Source organism: Streptomyces sp. V4I2 (genome assembly GCF_030817655.1).
Classification (GTDB): Bacteria; Actinomycetota; Actinomycetes; order Streptomycetales; family Streptomycetaceae; genus Streptomyces; species Streptomyces plumbiresistens.
Genome location: NZ_JAUSZM010000003.1, coordinates 2,050,600 through 2,070,631, shown reverse-complemented (window position 1 = coordinate 2,070,631; position 20,032 = coordinate 2,050,600). Strand labels below are relative to the sequence as shown.

Annotated in this window: 17 protein-coding genes; 12 read left to right on the top strand and 5 right to left on the bottom strand. The window is 71.7% G+C overall.

All coding sequences use genetic code 11. The features are described from left to right. Positions 1-126: 126 nt before the first annotated feature. Positions 127-2,280, top strand: a complete 2,154-nt coding sequence (locus QFZ76_RS10405; RefSeq protein ID WP_307673454.1) for a primosomal protein N' — start codon at positions 127-129, stop codon at positions 2,278-2,280. A gap of 174 nt (positions 2,281-2,454) precedes the next feature. Here QFZ76_RS10405 and QFZ76_RS10400 read toward each other — a convergent pair whose 3' ends face one another. Then, a complete protein-coding gene (locus QFZ76_RS10400) occupies positions 2,455-2,997 on the bottom strand; it encodes a hypothetical protein (RefSeq protein ID WP_266443071.1) in 543 nt (180 codons plus the stop codon). Positions 2,998-3,322: 325 nt separating this feature from the next. Here QFZ76_RS10400 and fmt point away from each other — a divergent pair, with 325 nt between their 5' ends. Beyond that, positions 3,323-4,255 carry a methionyl-tRNA formyltransferase gene (fmt, locus tag QFZ76_RS10395; RefSeq protein WP_307673453.1) on the top strand — a complete coding sequence of 311 codons (933 nt, stop codon included), beginning with the start codon at positions 3,323-3,325 and terminating at the stop codon, positions 4,253-4,255. Positions 4,256-4,315: 60 nt separating this feature from the next. Then, complete coding sequence (locus QFZ76_RS10390) at positions 4,316-5,737, top strand: RsmB/NOP family class I SAM-dependent RNA methyltransferase (RefSeq protein ID WP_307673452.1); 1,422 nt, start codon at positions 4,316-4,318, stop codon at positions 5,735-5,737. A gap of 56 nt (positions 5,738-5,793) precedes the next feature. Here the strand turns inward: QFZ76_RS10390 and argG are convergent, their stop codons facing one another. Both argG and QFZ76_RS10380 read right to left on the bottom strand, forming a co-directional pair. Continuing rightward, positions 5,794-7,239 carry an argininosuccinate synthase gene (argG, locus tag QFZ76_RS10385; RefSeq protein ID WP_266443083.1) on the bottom strand — a complete coding sequence of 482 codons (1,446 nt, stop codon included), beginning with the start codon at positions 7,237-7,239 and terminating at the stop codon, positions 5,794-5,796. A 73-nt stretch (positions 7,240-7,312) separates the two neighbouring features. After that, positions 7,313-9,493, bottom strand: coding sequence for an MMPL family transporter (locus QFZ76_RS10380; RefSeq protein WP_307673451.1), 2,181 nt, complete (start codon positions 9,491-9,493; stop codon positions 7,313-7,315). Between the two features lie 134 nt (positions 9,494-9,627). On the opposite strand from QFZ76_RS10380, the gene rpe reads away from it, so the two are divergent. The 6 genes from rpe to QFZ76_RS10350 all read left to right on the top strand — a co-directional run bounded on the left by rpe (position 9,628) and on the right by QFZ76_RS10350 (position 15,683). Beyond that, a complete protein-coding gene (rpe, locus tag QFZ76_RS10375) occupies positions 9,628-10,314 on the top strand; it encodes a ribulose-phosphate 3-epimerase (protein WP_266443089.1) in 687 nt (228 codons plus the stop codon). Between the two features lie 78 nt (positions 10,315-10,392). Continuing rightward, positions 10,393-11,436, top strand: coding sequence for a sugar-binding transcriptional regulator (locus QFZ76_RS10370; protein WP_266443092.1), 1,044 nt, complete (start codon positions 10,393-10,395; stop codon positions 11,434-11,436). A gap of 176 nt (positions 11,437-11,612) precedes the next feature. Next, the gene (locus QFZ76_RS10365) at positions 11,613-11,927 is read left to right on the top strand and encodes a barstar family protein (RefSeq protein ID WP_307673450.1); all 315 of its coding nucleotides are present in this window, start codon (positions 11,613-11,615) and stop codon (positions 11,925-11,927) included. 131 nt (positions 11,928-12,058) lie between these two features. Beyond that, positions 12,059-13,501 (top strand): GuaB1 family IMP dehydrogenase-related protein, encoded by a 1,443-nt coding sequence (locus QFZ76_RS10360; protein WP_307673449.1) that lies wholly within the window; start codon positions 12,059-12,061, stop codon positions 13,499-13,501. A gap of 249 nt (positions 13,502-13,750) precedes the next feature. Beyond that, the gene (locus tag QFZ76_RS10355; protein ID WP_307673448.1) at positions 13,751-15,220 is read left to right on the top strand and encodes an amino acid permease; all 1,470 of its coding nucleotides are present in this window, start codon (positions 13,751-13,753) and stop codon (positions 15,218-15,220) included. 10 nt (positions 15,221-15,230) lie between these two features. After that, positions 15,231-15,683, top strand: a complete 453-nt coding sequence (locus tag QFZ76_RS10350) for an Lrp/AsnC family transcriptional regulator (protein WP_307673447.1) — start codon at positions 15,231-15,233, stop codon at positions 15,681-15,683. 35 nt (positions 15,684-15,718) lie between these two features. Here the strand turns inward: QFZ76_RS10350 and QFZ76_RS10345 are convergent, their stop codons facing one another. Then, positions 15,719-16,168 (bottom strand): hypothetical protein, encoded by a 450-nt coding sequence (locus QFZ76_RS10345; RefSeq protein WP_307673446.1) that lies wholly within the window; start codon positions 16,166-16,168, stop codon positions 15,719-15,721. An 11-nt stretch (positions 16,169-16,179) separates the two neighbouring features. Continuing rightward, a complete protein-coding gene (locus QFZ76_RS10340) occupies positions 16,180-16,920 on the bottom strand; it encodes a GntR family transcriptional regulator (RefSeq protein ID WP_307673445.1) in 741 nt (246 codons plus the stop codon). A 255-nt stretch (positions 16,921-17,175) separates the two neighbouring features. Here QFZ76_RS10340 and QFZ76_RS10335 point away from each other — a divergent pair, with 255 nt between their 5' ends. From QFZ76_RS10335 to QFZ76_RS10325, 3 genes are read left to right on the top strand one after another with little or no spacing between them, the layout of a single operon-like run. Further along, positions 17,176-18,330, top strand: a complete 1,155-nt coding sequence (locus QFZ76_RS10335) for an ABC transporter substrate-binding protein (RefSeq protein ID WP_307673444.1) — start codon at positions 17,176-17,178, stop codon at positions 18,328-18,330. Continuing rightward, positions 18,327-19,223, top strand: coding sequence for an ABC transporter permease subunit (locus tag QFZ76_RS10330; RefSeq protein WP_307673443.1), 897 nt, complete (start codon positions 18,327-18,329; stop codon positions 19,221-19,223). The genes QFZ76_RS10335 and QFZ76_RS10330 overlap by 4 nt, the downstream gene beginning before the upstream one ends. Continuing rightward, the gene (locus QFZ76_RS10325; protein ID WP_307673442.1) at positions 19,211-20,029 is read left to right on the top strand and encodes an ABC transporter permease; all 819 of its coding nucleotides are present in this window, start codon (positions 19,211-19,213) and stop codon (positions 20,027-20,029) included. Before QFZ76_RS10330 ends, QFZ76_RS10325 begins: the two co-directional genes overlap by 13 nt. The last annotated feature ends 3 nt before the right edge of the window (positions 20,030-20,032 follow it).

Below are 20,032 nucleotides of genomic sequence, written 5' to 3'. Positions count from 1 at the left end.
GTTTCGCGCGAGGCCCGGTTCCCCGGCGGGGGGCCGGGCCTCGCGCGCGTTCGGGCAGGGCGGGGCATCCAGTGGGGAGAGCTCGGGCGCCGTCGGATGTCAGTGGCGTTTGGTAAGAATGCAAGGGTGAGCAGCGAGAACGGGTCGGTGGACGGTGGGGCCGAGGGGGCGCCGCCCGAGCAGCTTGCGCTCATTCGGGAGAGTGTGCGGAAGGCGAAGGCGCCGCGGGCCAAGCCGCGGACCTGGCGGGGGGCCGCGGTTGCCAAGGAGCTGCCCGTTGCCCGGGTGCTGGTGGACAAGGGTGTGCTGCACCTTGATCGGTACTTCGACTACGCCGTGCCGGAGGAACTGGATGCCGACGCGCAGCCGGGTGTGCGGGTGCGGGTGCGGTTCGGGGCCGGGCGGCATCGGGTGCGGGACGGGCGGCGCGAGGGCGGCGGGCTGATCGACGGGTTTCTCGTCGAGCGGCTTGCCGAGTCGGACTACTCAGGGCCCCTTGCCGCGCTGGCCCAGGTGGTGTCGCCCGAGCCGGTGCTCAGTGGGGAGCTGCTGGGGCTGGCTCGTGCGGTCGCCGATCGGTACGCCGGGAGTCTTGCCGATGTGCTGCAGCTCGCCGTGCCGCCGCGCAGCGCGCGGGCCGAGCAGCGGCCGTCGCCCGCGCCGCTGCCCCCGCCGAGCACCCCCGAGGCGGGGTCCTGGGGGCGGTACGAGCACGGTGCCGCGTTTGTCGAGGCGCTGGCCTCCGGGGGTGCGCCGCGGGCCGTGTGGAACGCGTTGGCCGGGCCGGAGTGGAGCGAGGAGCTGGCGCGAGCCGTGGCGGCCACGCTGGCCTCCGGGCGCGGTGCGCTGGTCGTACTGCCGGACGGGCGGGCGGTCGCTCGGGTCGACGCCGCGCTGACGGCGTTGCTGGGGGAGGGGCGGCATGCTGTGCTCACCGCCGATGCCGGGCCGGAGAAGCGGTATCGGGAGTGGCTGGCCGTGCGGCGGGGGGCGGTGAAGGCGGTCATCGGGACACGGGCCGCCATGTTCGCGCCCGTTCAGGATCTCGGCCTGGTCGCCGTCTGGGACGACGGCGACGACAGCCACAGCGAGCAGCACGCGCCCCAGCCCCATGCGCGAGAGGTGCTGTTGCTGCGGGCCGCACAGGACAAGTGCGCTTTTCTGCTCGGAAGTTGGAGTTGCACCGTCGAGGCGGCGCAGCTCGTGGAGAGTGGGTGGGCCCGGCCGATCGTCGCCGGGCGGGAGCAGGTGCGGGCCACCGCTCCGCTGGTCCGGACCGTCGGCGACGGCGATCTCGCGCGGGACGAGGCCGCCCGCGCCGCCCGGCTGCCCACCCTCGCCTGGCAGGTCGTCAGAGAGGGACTGCGGCACGGGCCGGTGCTCGTGCAGGTGCCCCGGCGGGGTTACGCACCGCGGATGGCGTGCGCCAACTGCCGGGCGCCCGCGCGCTGTCGGCACTGCGCCGGTCCCCTGGAGGGGCAGGAGTCCGGGGCCGCGCTGCGCTGCGGCTGGTGCGGGCGTGACGAGGGTGGCTGGCACTGTCCGGAGTGCGGTGCGTTCCGGCTGCGGGCGCAGGTCGTGGGCGCGCGGCGGACCGCGGAGGAGCTCGGGCGGGCGTTCCCGGCCGTGCCCGTGCGGACTTCCGGGCGTGAGCAGGTGCTGGACACCGTGGCGTCCGCGCCCGCACTGGTGGTGAGTACGCCGGGGGCCGAGCCCGTTGCCGAGGGCGGGTACGCGGCCGCGCTGCTGCTGGACGGCTGGGCCATGCTCGGGCGGCCCGATCTGCGCGCCGGCGAGGACGCGTTGCGGCGGTGGATCGGGGCGGCGGCGCTGGTACGGCCGCAGGGTGCGGGGGGCACGGTCGTGATCGTCGCCGAGCCCACGTTGCGGCCCGTGCAGGCCCTGGTGCGGTGGGACCCGGTCGGCCATGCGGTGCGGGAGCTCGCCGAGCGGGCCGAGCTGGGATTTCCGCCGGTGTCACGGATGGCGGCCGTGTCGGCACCCGCGGAGGCGCTCGCGGAGTTTCTGGGGGCGGTGGAACTGCCTTCGGAGGCCGAGGTGTTGGGGCCTGTGCCGGTGCCCGTCACGACCGCCGGGCGCCCGCGGCGCGTAGGGGCGCCGCCTCCCGGGGAGCACTGGGAGCGGGCGCTGATCCGGGTGCCGCCGGGGACGGGCGCGGCGCTGGCGTCCGCGTTGAAGGCCGCACAGGCGGCGCGGATGGCGCGTGGGGGCGGGGAGGCGGCGGTTCGGGTGCGGATCGACCCGCCTGACATCGGCTGACCCCGCCTACATCGGCTGACATCGGCTGACCCCGGCTGATGTGGCTGTCCTCGGCTGTCCTCGGCTGATGTGGCTGTCCTCGGCTGTCCTCGGCTGAGGGGGCCACCACGGCCCCGTGACATGCGGCTGCCCTCCCGGATGCGCCGGGAGGGCAGAGATGGGGTGGGGCAGGCGTCAGCCGTTGCGGGGGGCCGGGAACGCCGTCGGCCTGGCCTCGTCGCGGAGGGACGGGCTGCCTGCCGTCGGCTGCGTCGGCATCGAGCGGGCGGCGGGGACCGTGGGCACGGCGGAGATGCCGGTGCCCACGTTGACCGGATGCGGAGCCGCGGGCTCCGTGGTCCGCTCGGGCTCTGTCGCCGTCTGGGCCGTGGCGCGGCGGGCGCCGTAACGGCGGTGCACGGCCTGCTTGGTGACTCCGAGGGCGGAACCCACCGCGTCCCACGAGAAGCCGAGCGAGCGGTCGAAGTCCACGGCGGCCGTGACCAGGGTCTCGACACTGTCCCGCAGTTCCTGGGCGAGACGGACCGTCGGGGCGGGGGCGCGTCCGTACACGACGAAGCCCGTGGAAGGGCCGGAGCGGCGCGGGCGGTAGACGTTGCCCAACTGGGCGGTGAGCGTACGCAGTGCGTCCACCTGCCGGCGGACCCGCTCGATGTCCCGCACCAGCAAGTGCAGGCTGGCCCGAGCCTGGGCGTCGTGGGTTGCGTGGTCGGCCATGAACAAGCCTCTCGAACCGGCGATGAAAAGGATCGGGCCGCGCGCGATGTGCGGCCCGTTGTGGTCAACTCCGTCTTGACCAACGCGTGGGCGCTCCGCTGGTCACGCACGGGGGGCGTATGGGCATATGCGTGCGCCGGGGGTGGGGGGTTTGCGCCTCGGCCTTCGGCCTCGGCATGGTCTCCCACCCTCGCACCACCCGTTTCCAGTTGGATGAAAGGTGGACCTCTCCTGTGGGGGTGCTCGCCGTCGGCGGCTGCTTCTTGCGGTCATAGACTTGGGCGTTGCCCGTGTCCGACCCCGCCCGAGAGGCCCGATCCCACCCATGAAGCTCGTCTTCGCCGGTACCCCCGAGGTCGCCGTTCCCGCTCTGGACGCTCTGCTCGCCTCCGGGCGGCACGAGGTGGCCGCCGTCGTCACGCGGCCCGACGCGCCGGCCGGTCGTGGGCGGAGGCTGGTCGCGTCTCCCGTCGCCGAGCGGGCCGAGGAGGCCGGGATCGAGGTGCTGAAGCCCGTCAGGCCGCGGGATCCGGAGTTTCTGGAGCGGCTGCGCGAGATCGCCCCGGACTGCTGTCCCGTCGTCGCCTACGGCGCGCTCCTGCCCCGCGTCGCCCTCGACATCCCCGCCCACGGCTGGGTCAACCTGCACTTCTCGCTGCTGCCCGCCTGGCGCGGAGCCGCGCCCGTGCAGCACGCCATCATGGCGGGTGACGAGATCACCGGAGCCTCGACCTTCCTGATCGAGGAGGGGCTCGACTCCGGGCCCGTCTACGGGACGGTCACCGAGGAGATCCGGCCCACCGACACCAGCGGGGACCTGCTGACCCGGCTCGCCTTCGCGGGCTCAGGGCTGCTCGCCGCGACCATGGACGGGATCGAGGACGGCACGCTGAAGGCCGTACCGCAGCCTGCCGAGGGCGTCACCCTCGCCCCGAAGATCACCGTTGAGGACGCCCAGGTGGAGTGGGCGACCCCGGCGTTGCGGGTGGACCGGGTGGTGCGCGGGTGCACGCCGGCGCCCGGCGCCTGGACCGTGTTCCGGGGGGAGCGGCTCAAGCTCATCCAGGTCCGGCCCGTGCCCGAGCGGACCGACCTGGCTCCCGCCGCGCTGTCCGTCGGCAAGAACGACGTCCACGTCGGCACGGCGTCGTACGCCGTGGAGCTGCTGTGGGTGCAGGCCCAGGGCAAGCGGCCGATGAAGGCCGCCGACTGGGCGCGCGGAGTGCGCATCGGGGAGGGCGAGACCCTCGGCGCGTGAGGCGGGGGCCCGCGGACTTACGCTGGGTGCGTATCCACCTCTGAACCCGGAGCACCTTTCGTGAGCGACCAACCCCGCCGGCCCCGCCCCGCAGGCAAGCCCTACCGTCGGCCCCAGAAGGACCCCGTCCGCTTCCTCGCCTTCGAGGCGTTGCGGGCCGTGGACGAACGGGACGCGTACGCCAACCTCGTCCTGCCGCCGCTGCTGCGCAAGGCGCGGGAGAAGGGCGGCTTCGAGGCGCGGGACGCGGCGCTCGCGACCGAGCTGGTGTACGGGACGCTGCGGCGGCAGGGGACGTACGACGCCGTCATCAAAGCCTGTATCGACCGGCCGCTGCGCGAGGTCGATCCGCCGGTGCTCGACGTGCTCAGTCTCGGTGTGCACCAGTTGCTCGGGACGCGGATCCCGACGCACGCCGCCGTGTCCGCGTCCGTAGAGCTCGCCCGGGTTGTGCTCGGCGACGGGCGGGCGAAGTTCGTCAACGCGGTGCTGCGGAAGGTCGCACAGGACGACCTCGACGGGTGGATCGCCAAGGTCGCGCCGCCCTACGACGAGGACCCCGAGGACCACCTCGCCGTGGTCCACTCGCACCCCCGCTGGATCGTCTCCGCGCTCTGGGACTCGCTCGGCGGCGGGCGCGCCGGGCTCGAGGAACTGCTGGAGGCCGACAATGAGCGGCCCGAGGTGACCCTCGTCGCCCGGCCGGGCCGGTCCACCACCGACGAGCTGCTCCGGGAGGAGGCCGCGGTGGCGGGGCGCTGGTCGCCGTACGCCGTGCGGCTGGCCGAGGGCGGCGAGCCCGGTGCGATCGAGGCCGTACGGGACGGCCGGGCGGGCGTACAGGACGAGGGCAGTCAGCTCGTCGCGCTGGCCCTGGCCAACGCGCCCCTCGAAGGGCGTGACGAGAAGTGGCTCGACGGGTGTGCCGGACCCGGCGGCAAGGCCGCGCTGCTCGCCGCTCTCGCCGCCGAACGCGGGGCCTTCCTGCTGGCCTCCGAGAAGCTGCCGCACCGGGCCGGGCTCGTCGCCAAGACCCTCGACGGGAACCCCGGGCCCTACCAGGTCATCGCGGCCGACGGGATCCGGCCGCCGTGGCGGCCCGGCTCCTTCGACCGGGTGCTGATGGACGTGCCGTGCACCGGGCTCGGCGCCCTGCGGCGGCGGCCCGAGGCCCGGTGGCGCAGGCGGCCCGAGGACCTCGAGGGGTTCGCGACGCTGCAGCGCGGCCTGCTGCACACCGCGCTCGACTCCGTGCGGGTCGGCGGGGTCGTGGGCTACGCCACCTGCTCGCCGCATCTCGCCGAGACCCGGGCCGTCGTCGACGACGTGCTCAAGCAGCACGGAAACGGGGCCGAACTCGTCGACGCCCGCCCTCTGTTGCCCGGCGTACCGGACCTCGGCGAGGGTCCCGACGTACAGCTGTGGCCGCATCGGCACGGGACTGACGCCATGTATCTGGCGCTGATTCGCAGGACCGGCTGACGACCGGGTGACGGAAAAGGCCGGCTCCGAGCCGGCCTTTTCCGTTCGTAGGCCGGTCAGTCCGTGCCGGACTCCATCGCGGCGCGGTCCAGCATCTGGTCGTCGTCGGAGACCTCGCCGCGGGAGGCGATGGCCTCGGCGCCGCCCTCCGGCATGGTGCCGATCAGGCCGGTCGCGGCCGCCTGGGCGGCACCGATGGCGGTGTTGGCGGTGCCGATCAGGCCGAGCCCGGCGTACTGCTCCAGCTTGGCGCGCGAGTCGGCGATGTCGAGGTTGCGCATGGTGAGCTGGCCGATCCGGTCCACCGGGCCGAACGCCGAGTCCTCGGTGCGCTCCATGGACAGCTTGTCCGGGTGGTAGCTGAACGCGGGGCCGGTGGTGTCGAGGAGCGAGTAGTCCTCACCGCGCCGCAGCCGCAGCGTCACCTCGCCGGTGACGGCCGTGCCAACCCAGCGCTGCAGCGACTCGCGCACCATCAGCGCCTGCGGGTCCAGCCAGCGGCCCTCGTACATCAGCCGGCCCAGGCGCCGTCCCTCGTTGTGGTACTGGGCGAGGGTGTCCTCGTTGTGGATCGCGTTGACCAGGCGTTCGTACGCCGCGTGCAGCAGGGCCATGCCGGGCGCCTCGTAGATGCCGCGGCTCTTGGCCTCGATGATCCGGTTCTCGATCTGGTCCGACATGCCCATGCCGTGGCGGCCGCCGATGGCATTGGCCTCCATCACCAGGTCGACGGGGGAGGCGAACTCCTTGCCGTTGATCGTCACCGGGCGGCCCTGGTCGAAGCCGATCGTCACGTCCTCGGTGACGATCTCGACCTCCGGGTCCCAGAACCGCACGCCCATGATCGGCTGCACGGTCTCCACGCCGGTGTCGAGGTGCTCCAGCGTCTTGGCCTCGTGGGTGGCGCCCCAGATGTTGGCGTCGGTGGAGTAGGCCTTCTCCGTGCTGTCGCGGTAGGGCAGGTCGTGGGCGAGCAGCCACTCCGACATTTCCTTGCGGCCGCCGAGCTCGGTCACGAAGTCCGCGTCCAGCCAGGGCTTGTAGATCCTGAGGTGCGGGTTGGCGAGCAGGCCGTAGCGGTAGAACCGCTCGATGTCGTTGCCCTTGAAGGTCGAGCCGTCGCCCCAGATCTGTACGTCGTCCTCCAGCATCGCCCGGACCAGGAGGGTGCCCGTGACGGCGCGGCCCAGCGGCGTGGTGTTGAAGTAGGCCCGCCCGCCCGAGCGGATGTGAAACGCCCCGCAGGTGAGCGCGGCCAGGCCCTCCTCGACCAGCGCGGCGCGGCAGTCGACCAGGCGCGCGATCTGGGCACCGTAGGTCTTCGCGCGACCCGGCACCGAGGCGATGTCGGGCTCGTCGTACTGGCCGATGTCGGCGGTGTAGGTGCACGGGACGGCACCCTTGTCGCGCATCCACGCGACCGCGACCGAGGTGTCGAGCCCGCCCGAGAAGGCGATGCCGACGCGCTCGCCGGCGGGAAGGGAGGTGAGGACCTTAGACATAGGAAGAGTATGCATAATCGCGCATGATCATGCAAAGGGCGTTCGCATCGCATTCCTCTGCGCGTGCCGAGTCCTAACCCGCCGGGCCGGATTGGCTCACCTTCTCCGCCCCGGTCACCGCGGCCGCGCCCCCGTCCTCCCGCGCCAGCCGGTGCGGCCACCACACCTTCGGGCCGATGTCGAGGAACAGGGACGTCACGAGGACCGACCGCACGATGAATGTGTCGAGCAGCACGCCCAGGGCCACCGCGAAGCCGAGTTCGGCGAAGGCGACCATCGGGAGGGTGGCGAGGGCGGCGAAGGTGCCCGCGAGGACCAGACCCGCGGAGGTGATGACCGCACCGGTTGCGGCCAGGCCGGTCAGCGCGCCCTTGCGGGTGCCCTGACGGCCGGCCTCCTCGCGGATGCGAGTGGTCAGGAAGATGTTGTAGTCGATGCCCAGGGCGACCAGGAACACGAAGACGAACAGCGGGAAGTCCGTCGACTCGCCCGCGTAGTCGAAGGCGTACCGGAACGCGAGCGCGCTGATGCCGAGCGCCGCCGCGAACGACAGGATGACCGTCCCGACCAGCAGCAGTGGGGCGATCAGCGCGCGCAGCAGCCCGCACAGGATCAGCAGGACGACGATCAGCACCAGCGGGATGATCAGGATGTTGTCGTGCGTGGTCGCCTCGTCCATGTCCAGCAGGGCCGCCGTACCGCCGCCCACCTGGGCGTCGGCGTCCGGCACCGCGTGCACGGCGTCCCGGACCCGCTCCACGGTCTGTTTCGCGGCCTCGCTGTCGGACGGGTCGGTCATGGTGGCCTCGAACAGCACCTTGCCCTCGAAGGACGGCTTGGTGCCCGGTGGCAGACCGAGGGACTCGGGGACGACTCCGCGGGTGGCGGCGACGGTCTCGCCGACCTGCCGCGCCTGCGCCTGGTTGCTGACGATGACGAGCGGATCGCCGCTGCCCGCCGGGAAGTAGCGTGCCGAGACCTCCTGGCCGACGATCGAGTCCGGTTTCCCGGTGAACGCGTCCGCGTTGCTGATGCCCTCGGCGCGCAGCTGGATCAGGCCGAGCGAGCAGATCGCCAGCACCGCCGCGGTGACGCCCCAGACCATCCGGGGACGGCGGGCCATACGGCCGCCCATGCGGGCCCAGACGCCCGTGTCGGCCGGGTTCTCCGCACCGAGGTGCGGGATCGCCGGCCAGAAGATCCAGCGGCCGAAGATCACCAGCAGGGCCGGGAACAGCGTCATCATCGCCAGCAGGGCGACCGCGACGCCGATGGCGGCGACCGGGCCGAGCCCTCTCGTCGAGTTCATCTCGGCGGCCAGCAGCACCAGCATGCTCAGCACGACGGTGGCGCCGGAGGCGAGGACCGCCGGGCCCGCGCGGTGCAGGGCCAGCGCCATCGCCTCGTGACGGTCCTCGTGGCGGCGCAGTTCCTCCCGGTAGCGGGCGACCAGCAACAGGGCATAGTCCGTCCCCGCGCCGAACACGAGCACCGTCAGGATGCCCGCGCTCTGGCCGTTGACCGTCAGGCCCGCGTGTTCCGCCAGGAAGTAGATCAGGGCCTGCGCGGTGAACAGCGCGGCGATCACCGAGAGCAGGGGGATCAGGAGGAGGGTGGGGCTGCGGTAGGTGATGAGCAGCATCACGATGACGACGGTCATCGCGGAGATCAGCAGCGTCGAGTCGATGCCCTCGAAGGCCTCGGAGAAGTCGGCGGAGGTGCCGCCCGGGCCCGTGATGTGCACGGCGAGAGCGCCGCCGCCCTCCCCGACGATGTCCCGGATCGAGTCGACGGCGGGGGCGATCTCCTCCCAGCCGTTCTCGTCCATCGTGATCGGCACGAGGACCTGGGCGGCGCGCGGGTCGGTCTGCCGGTCGAAGACCGGGCCCCGGGTCTCGTCGCCGCGGATGCCGTGGGCGGTCAGCTGCTTGATCTCGGCCGTGTCCTCGGCGATCTGCGCCCGGTCCTCGGCGGTCAGGCCGTCCTCGCGGGCGTACACGACGACCGCGGGAATCTGCTCGGGCCTGAAGTCCTCGGAGATCTGCAGGACTTGGGTCGACTCGGCGGAGCCGGGCAGCCAGGAGGCCGCGTCGTTGTCCTGGGCGTCGGTGAGTTTCTGGGCGAACGGTGCCGTCAGGAACAGCACGATCAGCCACAGCACCAGCACCAGCCACTTGGCGCGCCGCCCGCAGACAAGGTGCCCGATGCCCCGTTGCCCCGACCGCCCTTGCCTGTTCTCCTGGATCTCCGTCATGGCCACCCCCGCAGCCCCATCTCGACCAGATCGGCGGCCCAGCATGGCACGCGAGGCCCCGGTGCAACATCCGATGAACGGCTTAGGTATGGACCGGCGCGAACATTCGTGCCCGGACATGGCAGGCTTGGGGCATGGCCGCGCAGATCAACCCCAGCATTCTGTCCGCCGACTTCGCCCGCCTTGCGGACGAGGCGGAGGCGGTGCGAGGAGCCGACTGGCTTCACGTCGACGTCATGGACAACCATTTCGTCCCGAACCTCACCCTCGGTGTGCCGGTCGTAGAGTCTTTGGCCCGTGCGACGGACACGCCGCTGGACTGCCATCTGATGATCGAGGCCCCCGATCGGTGGGCACCCCAGTACGTAGAGGCGGGGGCCGGTTCCGTCACCTTCCACGTCGAGGCGGCCGCCGCTCCCGTCCGGCTCGCCCGGGAGATCCGGGCCAAGGGCGCCCGCGCCTCCATGGCGCTGAAGCCCGCGACGCCCATCGAGCCGTACGAGGATCTGCTCCCCGAGCTCGACATGCTGCTGATCATGACAGTCGAGCCGGGATTCGGGGGACAGGCGTTTCTCGACATCATGCTTCCGAAGATTCGCCGCACCCGCGAGTTGATCAGCAAGCACGGTCTTGAGCTGTGGCTCCAGGTCGACGGGGGAGTCTCGGCCGCCACCATCGAGCGCTGCGCGGACGCGGGCGCCGACGTCTTCGTGGCCGGCTCGGCCGTCTACGGGGCATCGGACCCGGCCGAGGCGGTACGTGCATTGCGCACGCAGGCGGAGGGGGCGACGGCCAAGGCCTCCTGGGCATGCGGCCACTGAACCACGGGAACGTGAACGGCTCTCATCAGGGCTGATCAAGTGCGCCGGATCTGCAAGGATGAACGGCGAATCCAGAATGTGAACAGCAGTGAGGAGATCGCCGTGTCGGGTATGTCGGCGGGCCGGTCAGCCATGCGGATGGGACCCGCTGAGCTGGTGCAGGCGGCGGCCATGGCCCGCCGCTTCTACCTCGAGGGCAAGTCCAAGATCCAGATCGCGGAGGAGTTCGGCGTCAGCCGCTTCAAGGTGGCCCGGGTCCTGGAAACCGCTCTCGAACGGGATCTCGTACGCATCGAGATCCGCGTGCCGGCCGAACTGGACGCCGAGCGCTCTGACGCGCTCCGCGCCCGGTACGGCCTCAGGCACGCCGTGGTGGTCGAGTCCCCGGCCGAGGCCCAGGATTCGCCCGATCCCGAGAACCTGGGGGAAGTGGCCGCCGACCTGCTCGGCGAGCTCGTGAACGAAGGTGATGTGCTGGGACTTGCCTGGGGCCGGTCCACCATCCACATGGCGGCGGCGCTGGACCGGCTGCCGCCCTGCACGGTGGTCCAGTTGACGGGCGTGTACGACGCCGGGACCGCCGAGCGCGGCTCGGTGGAGGCGGTGCGGCGCGCCGCACAGGTGTCGGGCGGCGACGCCCACCCCATCTACGCGCCGATGCTGCTGCCGGACGCGGCGACCGCGGCCGCGCTGCGCAACCAGACCGGGATCGCCCGGGCCTTCGAGTACTTCGACAAGGTCACGGTCGCCTGCGTCTCCATCGGCTCCTGGGAGCCGGGCATCTCGACGGTGCACGACATGCTCAGCGACGAGGAGGTGTCGCACTACGCCTCGCTCGGTGTCGCCGCCGAGATGTCCGCGCACCTCTTCGACGCCGACGGCCGCCGGGTCGGACGGGACCTCGGCGAGCGGTGCATCACCGTCAAGGCCGACCAGCTCCGCCGTATCCCCGAGGTCGTCGCGATCGCGGGCGGACAGCGCAAGGCGGGCGCGATCGACGCGGTGCTGCGGTCCGGGCTCGTCACCAGCCTGGTGACGGACACCTCGGCCGCGGACTACCTGATGACGGCGGGACCGACGCCGAAGCCGGCGCTCAACCGGGCTGATCCTGACGGGATCTGACGGATCGTCTGCAGGGGGCGGCCGTGGCGGTGGGCCGCCATGGCCGCCCCCTTTGCGGTCCCCTTTGCGGTCCCCTTTGCGGTCCCCTTTGCGGTCCCCTTTGCGGTCCCCTTCGTGGTCCCCTTCGTGGTCCACTACACCGACGATCACCACAACTCGTTCAGGGCGGTACGGAGATGACGGAGCACCTGGTCACGGTGGACCTCGACGGGGTCACGGACAAGGCGGGTCTCATGGATTGCTGCGCCCGGGCCCTGGGGCTGCCCGACTGGTTCGGCCGCAACTGGGACGCGCTGGCCGACAGCCTCGGCGACCACACCGTCTGGCCCGAGGGCGCCGTGGAGAGCGGGCTGCTGATCGTCGTACGGAACTGGCAGCCGTACGCGAAGGCCCTCCCGCAGGAGTGGGAGACCGCTCAGGAGGTGTTCGCCGAGGCGGCGGACCGGACGCGGGCGCTGACCGTGGCGCTCGCGCTTGGAGGTTCCTCCTAAGGCCCCTCTGACCTGGCTGTATGTTTCGCCCGTGTATCGCGTTCCGGTCGCCATGGGACAATGAAGTACGTGCTCTTCCCCCTGGCTGACCTGTCCGGGGGCCACCTCTGATCGACTGGGATGTGCAGCACGTGCGTTTCCTCAATGACATCCAGCCCCCGTACGACCTGACGTACGACGACGTGTTCATGGTCCCGAGCCGCAGCGCGGTGGGCTCGCGGCAGGGCGTGGACCTCAGCTCCCCGGACGGCACGGGCACCACCATCCCGCTGGTCGTCGCCAACATGACCGCGATCGCCGGGCGCCGTATGGCCGAGACGATGGCCCGGCGCGGCGGACTGGTGGTCATCCCGCAGGACATCCCGATCGACGTCGTCACCGAGGTCGTCTCCTGGGTGAAGAGCCGCCACCACGTCCTGGACACCCCGATCGTGCTGGCCCCGCACCAGACCGTCGCCGACGCGCTGTCCCTGCTGCCCAAGCGCGCGCACAACGCCGGTGTGGTCGTCGACGAGGAGCAGCGGCCTGTCGGTGTCGTCACCGACCGGGACCTGACCGGGGTCGACCGCTTCACCCAGCTCGAAGTGGTCATGTCCAAGGACCTGCTGCTGCTCGACGCGGACATCGACCCGCGCGAGGCCTTCAACCGGCTGGACCACGCCAACCGGCGCTACGCCCCCGCCGTCGACAAGGACGGCCGCCTCGCCGGCATCCTCACCCGCAAGGGCGCCCTGCGCGCCACGCTGTACACCCCGGCCGTCGACGCGAACGGCAGGCTGCGCATCGCCGCCGCCGTCGGCATCAACGGCGAGGCCGCGGCCAAGGCCAAGCAGCTGCTGGACGCGGGCGTCGACACGATCGTCATCGACACGGCGCACGGCCACCAGGAGTCGATGATCAGCACGATCAGGACGGTGCGCGGCCTCGACCCGCACGTGCCGATCGTCGCGGGCAACATCGTCGCCGCGGAGGGCGTCAGGGACCTGATCGACGCCGGCGCGGACATCATCAAGGTCGGTGTGGGCCCCGGCGCCATGTGCACCACCCGCATGATGACCGGCGTCGGCCGGCCGCAGTTCTCCGCGGTCATGGAGTGCGCGGCGGAGGCGAAGAAGTACGGCAAGCACGTGTGGGCCGACGGCGGTGTCCGCCACCCCCGGGACGTCGCGATGGCGCTGGCCGCCGGTGCGTCCAACGTGATGATCGGGTCCTGGTTCGCCGGCACCTACGAGTCCCCGGGCGACCTCCAGCAGGACGCGAACGGCCGCCTCTACAAGGAGTCGTTCGGCATGGCGTCCGCGCGAGCGGTGGCCAACCGTACGTCGGAGGAGTCGGCGTACGACCGTGCCCGCAAGGCATTGTTCGAGGAGGGCATCTCCACCTCCCGCATGTTCCTCGACCCGGACCGTCCGGGCGTCGAGGACCTGATCGACTCGATCATCGCGGGCGTCCGCTCCTCCTGCACCTACGCCGGAGCCGGCTCCCTGGAGGAGTTCGCCGAGAAGGCCGTCGTCGGCATCCAGAGCGCGGCCGGCTACGCGGAGGGCAAGCCGCTGCACGCCAGCTGGGTCTGAGCAACTCCCGTCCGCACGGCCTTCCGCAACGGTCGAACGTCCCCGCGCAACGAACACCCGCCGGCCCGCGATGAACGCAAGGATCTTGCGGAGATGCGCAAGGTTGCCGCATTACGACCGTGATGCCCTGGCTCATAGGGTCATGCCCTGTACATGGCGTGGCGGGGACCCCGCTCGGTGGGTTCCTGCTCGCGCAGGAGTGCCGCCGGTCCCCGCCGCCCTCAGTGGCAGCGACAAAGGAGTCAGCGCGTGCTCGACCAAGGCGCACCCACGCAACAGCGCAGTCAGAACGGGCCCTCGTCCCCGGGCCTCGGTGCACGCCTCATGCGTCGCAAGCCGGTGGAACGCCTGGTCGCCGAGGGCGGCCAGGGCGAGGGAGGCAGCCTGCGCCGCACCCTCGGGCTGTGGCAGCTGACCATGATCAGCATCGGTGCCACCCTCGGCACCGGCATCTTCGTCGTCCTCGGCGAGGCCGTGCCCAAGGCCGGTCCGGCCGTCACCCTGGCCTTCGTCATCGCCGGCCTGACCGCCCTCTTCTCGGCCCTTTCGTACGCCGAGCTGGCGGGCACCATCCCGGTCTCCGGGTCCTCGTACTCGTACGCCTACGCGACGATGGGCGAGCTCGTCGCCTGGGTCTGCGGATGGTGTCTGGTCCTCGAGTACGGTGTCTCGGTCGCCGCCGTCGCCGTCGGCTGGGGCGAGTACCTGAACGAACTGCTCGACGGGACCCTCGGCGTCACCATTCCGGCCGCGCTGTCCGCCCCGCCCGGTGACGGCGGCGTCTTCAACCTGCCGGCGCTGATCGTCGTCCTCCTCGCGATGGCGTTCCTGCTGGGCGGCGCCCGGGAGTCCGCCCGCGCCAACACCGTCATGGTCGTCGTGAAGATCGCCGCGCTGGTGCTGTTCTGCGCGATCGGCGTCCAGGGCTTCCGCTCCGGCAACTACGAGAACTTCATGCCGCTCGGCATGGCCGGGGTCAGCGCGGCCGGGGCGACGCTGTTCTTCTCGTACATCGGCTTCGACGCGGCCTCCACCGCCGGCGAGGAGGCGAGGAACGCGCAGCGCGACCTGCCCCGCGCGATCATGCTGTCGCTCGTCATCGTGACCGCGCTGTACGTCCTCGTCGCGGCCGTCGCCGTCGGCGCCAAGCCCTGGCAGCGGTTCACCGACTCCGAGGCCGCGCTCGCCCAGATCATGCGCGAGGTCACCGGACAGACCTTCTGGGGCACGCTGCTGGCGTTCTGCGCGGTCATCGCCATCGCGAGCGTCGTCCTGACCGTGCTGTACGGCCAGACCCGCATCCTCTTCGCGATGTCCCGGGACGGGCTCGTGCCCAAGGTGTTCGCCCACGTCCACCCGAAGACCGGGGCGCCCCGCGCCAACACCCTGATCGTGTCCCTGTTCTGCGGGGTCCTGGCCGCCGCCGTCCCGCTGGGACAGCTCGCCGACGCCACCAGCATCGGCACCCTCTTCGCCTTCGGGCTGGTCAACATCGCGGTCGTGGTGCTGCGCCGGACCCGTCCCGACATGCCCCGTACCTTCCGGGTGCCGCTGTCACCGGTTCTGCCCGCCCTGGGCCTCGGGTTCTGCGTCTGGATGATGGGCAGCCTCTCGGCCGTCACCTGGGTGGTCTTCGGGGTCTGGACGGCCGTCGGGCTCGTGTTCTACTTCCTGTACGGCCATCGCCGCTCCCGTCTTGCCACACCTGAAGCGAAGTGAACCACCCGCAGTGCTGAACGATCTCGACGAACGCATCGTGCACGCCCTCGCCGAGGACGCCCGCCGCTCCTACGCGGACATCGGGCAGCTGGTCGGCCTGTCCGCGCCCGCCGTGAAACGGCGCGTGGACCGGCTGCGCGCCACCGGAGCCATCACCGGATTCACCGTCCGGGTCGACCCGTCGGCCCTCGGCTGGGAGACGGAGGGGTTCGTCGAGATCTACTGCCGGCACAACACCTCGCCCGAGACCATCCGGCGGGGCCTGGAGCCCTACCAGGAGGTCGTGGCCGCGTCGACGGTCACGGGCGAGGCGGACGCGGTCGTCCAGGTCTTCGCCTCCGACATGCGGCACTTCGAGCGGGTCCTGGAGCGGATCGCGGGGGAGCCGTTCGTGGAGCGGACGAAGTCCGTGCTGGTGCTGTCGCCGCTGCTGCGCCGGTTCTCGTCGGGGTCCCCGACCTGAGCCGTCCTGGCCGTCCCGAGCCGTCCTGCTCCGTCCTACTCGGCGCGGCGGCGGACGGCCGCGAGCAGCCGCCGAACGGCGATCGCGTGCCCGCCCGTGCCGATGACGCACAGCCGGTAGAGGCCGCCGAAGGGGCCGGGGAACCTGGCCCGGGTCTCGGCCCGCAGCCGGGTGCGGCCCGCGCCCGCCTCGTCGAGGCGGAAGACCAGGGCGTACGTCGAGAAGTAGTGGCGGCCGACGAGGACCAGCTCCCGGCCCCGGTCCGCGGAGGCGACCCGGAAGCCGGGCACCGTCGAGCCTTCGGCCAGGGGCCGGGGTCCGAACGCCGCGCTGTCGGCGCAGCCGACCAGGCGTGCGTAGCCGACCGCGCGGTCGCCGGTGAAGGAGCGGTCCAGGACCTCGCTCAGGCCGCGCCAGACGGCCTCGGGCCCCGCCGTGACCGTGGTGGTGTGTTCGTCGACGTGCGGCAGGGCGGCGATCTCCATGAGGGCCTCCTTCAGTCGGCTGTCTTCCGGGCCAGGGCGTTGTTCCCGATCGAGTTGTGCACGCTGAAGCTCACCGCGTCGGAGCGGTAGCGGTCGTCCGACCACTCCACCGGGCGCCCCTCCCGCGTCGTCGTCACCCGGCGCACGCGCAGCAGCGGACTCGTCCGGCGGACACCGAGAAGCTCGGCGTCCTGGGCGCCCGCCGCCACCGCGTCGATGACGTGTTCACCGTAGGCGAAGACCAGGCCGGTGTCGTCGAGCAGGCGTTGGGTGACCGAGGGGCAGTCCGGCTCGATCGGCTCGACGGCGGGGGCGATCCAGTCGGCGTACACGGTCCGCTCCAGCAGGACCGGGTCGCCGTCCAGACCGCGCACCCGCAGGACATGCAACACCGGGGTCTTCTCGCGCAGTTGGAGGCGTACGGCGTCCTCGGCGGTCGCCGGACGGTACTCCTGGGCGACCACCCGGCCGGTCGCCTCGCGGCCCATCGCGCGGGCCCACTGGGCGAAGCTGCGCAGTTCGGCGAAGCTCTGGCTGCGGCGGCTGGCCAGGACCATGCGGCGGGCGCCCTGGCGTGAGCCGATGAGCCCCTCGGCGGTGAGTGCCGCGACGGCCTGACGGACGGTGCCGCGCGAGACGCCGTAGTGGGCCGCGAGTTCGGTCTCGGCGGGCAGCAGGCTCCCGACGGTGTACTCCTCGCGGTCGATCGCCCGACGCAGTTCGTCGGCGATCTCCTCGTGTCGTGCCGCCATGCTCCCCCCTCCGAGTCGGTCACTGTGCACAGCGTGAGCAGCCTAGTCGAGTTCCCACGGTCACCCCTGTCAGTCGGAGATCTGCAGGAATTCAGCGGTCAGCGTTTCGCCAGTGTTTACGAGCACGACACCAGCGGCGGGCCTACTGAGGCCAACTTGTTCAGACAAGTTCCTCTGTTTGACCGTCGTCCTCTCTGTTTGACCGTCGTTCTCTCTGTTTGGCTCCTGCACCCTCGCGCGTCCCCTGGAGAAGCCGTGACCGTGTCCCTGCCGAGAACCGCCGTCCGCGGCGGCGCACTCGCCGTCGTCGCCGCGCTCGCCCTGAGCGCCTGCGGCGCCGCCCCCGAAGCGTCCACGACCGCCGACGGCAAGAGCGCCGCCACCGCGACCTCCGCGGCCGACCTCGGCGGCATGGCCGCGCTGGTGAAGGCGGCCAAGAAGGAAGGCAAGCTCAATGCGATCGCCCTGCCGCGGGACTGGGCGAACTACGGCGCGCTGATCGACGGCTTCAAGAAGAAGTACGGCATCCAGATCGCGGTGGAGAGCCCGGACGGCACCAGCCAGGACGAGATCAACGCCGTCACCTCGCGCAAGGGCCAGGACCGCGCCCCGGACGTCCTCGACCTGGGCAGCTCCTTCGCGGTCAGCGCCGCCCAGCAGGGGCTGCTCGCGCCGTACAAGGTGACCTCGTACGACGACATTCCCTCGGGCCAGAAGGACGCGCAGGCCCGCTGGTACAACGACTACGGCGGCTACATCTCCATCGGCTGCGACGCCAAGCGCGTCACGACCTGTCCGACGACCTTCGCCGACCTGCTCAAGCCGCAGTACAAGGGCCAGGTCGCGCTCAACGGCAACCCCACCAAGTCGGGTTCGGCGTTCGCCGGAGTGTGGGCGGCCTCCCTCGCGAGCGGCGGTTCGTTCGACGACATCCAGCCCGGCCTCGACTTCTTCGCCAAGCTGAAGAAGAACGGCAACTACACGCCCGTCGAGTCGACCCCGGCCACCGTGGAGAAGGGCGAGACACCGATCAGCATCGACTGGGACTACCTCAACGCGGGGTATGCCGAGGAGTTCAAGTCGAAGGGGCTGGACTGGCAGGTGTCGGTGCCCGGCGACGGCAAGTTCGCCCAGTACTACTCCCAGGCCGTCAACAAGGACGCCCCGCACCCGGCGGCCGCCCGGCTGTGGCAGGAGTACCTCTACAGCGCCGAGGGCCAGAACCTCTGGCTCAAGGGGTTCGCCCGCCCGGCCCTCATGACCGCCATGGAGAAGGCCGGCACCCTCGACAAGACCGCCGCCGCCGCGCTCCCGGACGTCGAGGGGACGCCGTCCTTCCCGGCCGAGGCCCAGCAGAGCAAGGCCAAGACGGTCCTCTCGGCGGGCTGGGCGGAGGCCGTCTCCGGATGACGGTCATCCTCACACGGCCCGACACGGCGACCGCCGCTTCCCCGAAGCGGCGGCGCCGCGCCCCCGGCTGGCTCGCCGTCGTCCCGCTGCTCGTCGTCACCGCGATCGCCTTCGGGATCCCCGCCCTGGCCATGCTGAACGGCGCGTTCACGGTCAAGGACCAGGCCACGGGCGCCACGTCGTACAGCGCTGCGAACCTGACCGGCTCACTGCGGGGCGCCTACCTGACGGCCCTGCTCGGCAGCGTCAAGCTGTCCGCCGTCTCCGCCGCCATCGCGACCCTGCTCGGGCTGTTCCTGGCCCAGGCCGTGGTGACCTCCCGGTTCCGGGCGCTGCGTGAGGCCGTGCTGACCGCGTCCGGTGTGCTCGCCAACTTCGGCGGTGTGCCGCTCGCCTTCGCCTTCGTCGCCACGCTCGGCAACTCCGGCGTCCTCACCGACCAGCTGGGCCTCAGGGACAAGGGCTGGGACCTCTACAGCTTCTCGGGCCTGACCCTCGTCTACCTGTACTTCCTCATCCCGCTGATGGTTCTCACCATCACCCCGGCCCTGGAGGGCCTGCGCACCCAGTGGCGGGAGGCCGCCCAGAACAACGGGGCCACCTCCGCCCAGTACTGGCGGCACGTGGCCCTGCCCGTACTCGCGCCGTCCCTGCTCGGCGGCTTCGTCCTGCTCTTCGGCAGCGCGTTCGCCGCGTACGCCACCGCCGCCGCCATGGTCGGCAGCTCCATCCCGCTGGTCACCCTGCAGATCGCCGACGCCCTCTCCGGGAACGTCCTTGTCGGACAGGAGAACGTGGCGCTGGCCCTCAGCCTCGACATGGTGGTGGTCGCGGGCCTGGTGATGGCGGTGTACCTGCCCCTGCAACGACGGAGTGCGCGATGGCTCGCCTGAACCTGTGGCGGTGGGGCGTGCTGGGCCTCGCCGCGCTGTACTTCCTCGTCCCGCTGGCCGCGTCCGTGGTCTTCTCGGTGGACATGGGTGACCGGATCTCCTTCGACGCCTACAGCCGGATCGCCGGCACCGACGGATTCGTCACCAGCCTGCTGCTCGCCCTCGAACTGGCCGTCGCCACCATCGCCCTCGTGCTGCTGCTCATGGTCCCCGCCATGGTCGCGCTGCGGCTCGGCGCCCCGAAGCTGCGGCCGGTCGTCGAGATCGTCTGCTCACTGCCGCTGGTCGTGCCGCCGATCGCGTTCGTCGCCGGGATCAGCACGGTGCTGAAATGGGGGCCCGAGTACCTCTCGCGCACCCCGCTCTTCCAGACGATGGTGGCGATCCAGAACCCGGACTTCCCCGTGGTCCTCGTCCTCGCCTACGTCGTGATGGCGCTGCCCTTCGTGTACCGGGCCCTGGACGCCGGGCTGCGCGCGATCGACGTGCGCACCCTCGTCGAGGCCGCCCGCAGCTGCGGCGCGAGCTGGCCGCAGGCGCTGCTCCAGGCCGTACTGCCGAACCTGCGCGGGGCACTGCTGAACGCCTCGTTCCTCACCCTCGCGCTGGTGCTCGGCGAGTACACCGTCGCCCACCTGCTGGGTTTCCGGCCCTTCGCCGTGTGGATCGTGGACATCTCCGGCGCCCAGGCGCAGATGTCCGTAGCCGTCTCCGTGCTCAGCCTGCTCGTGACCTGGGTGATGCTGCTCGCCCTCGCCGCCCTCGGCGGGCGCCGGCCCGCCACCCCCACCGCCTCCCAGGGATGACCC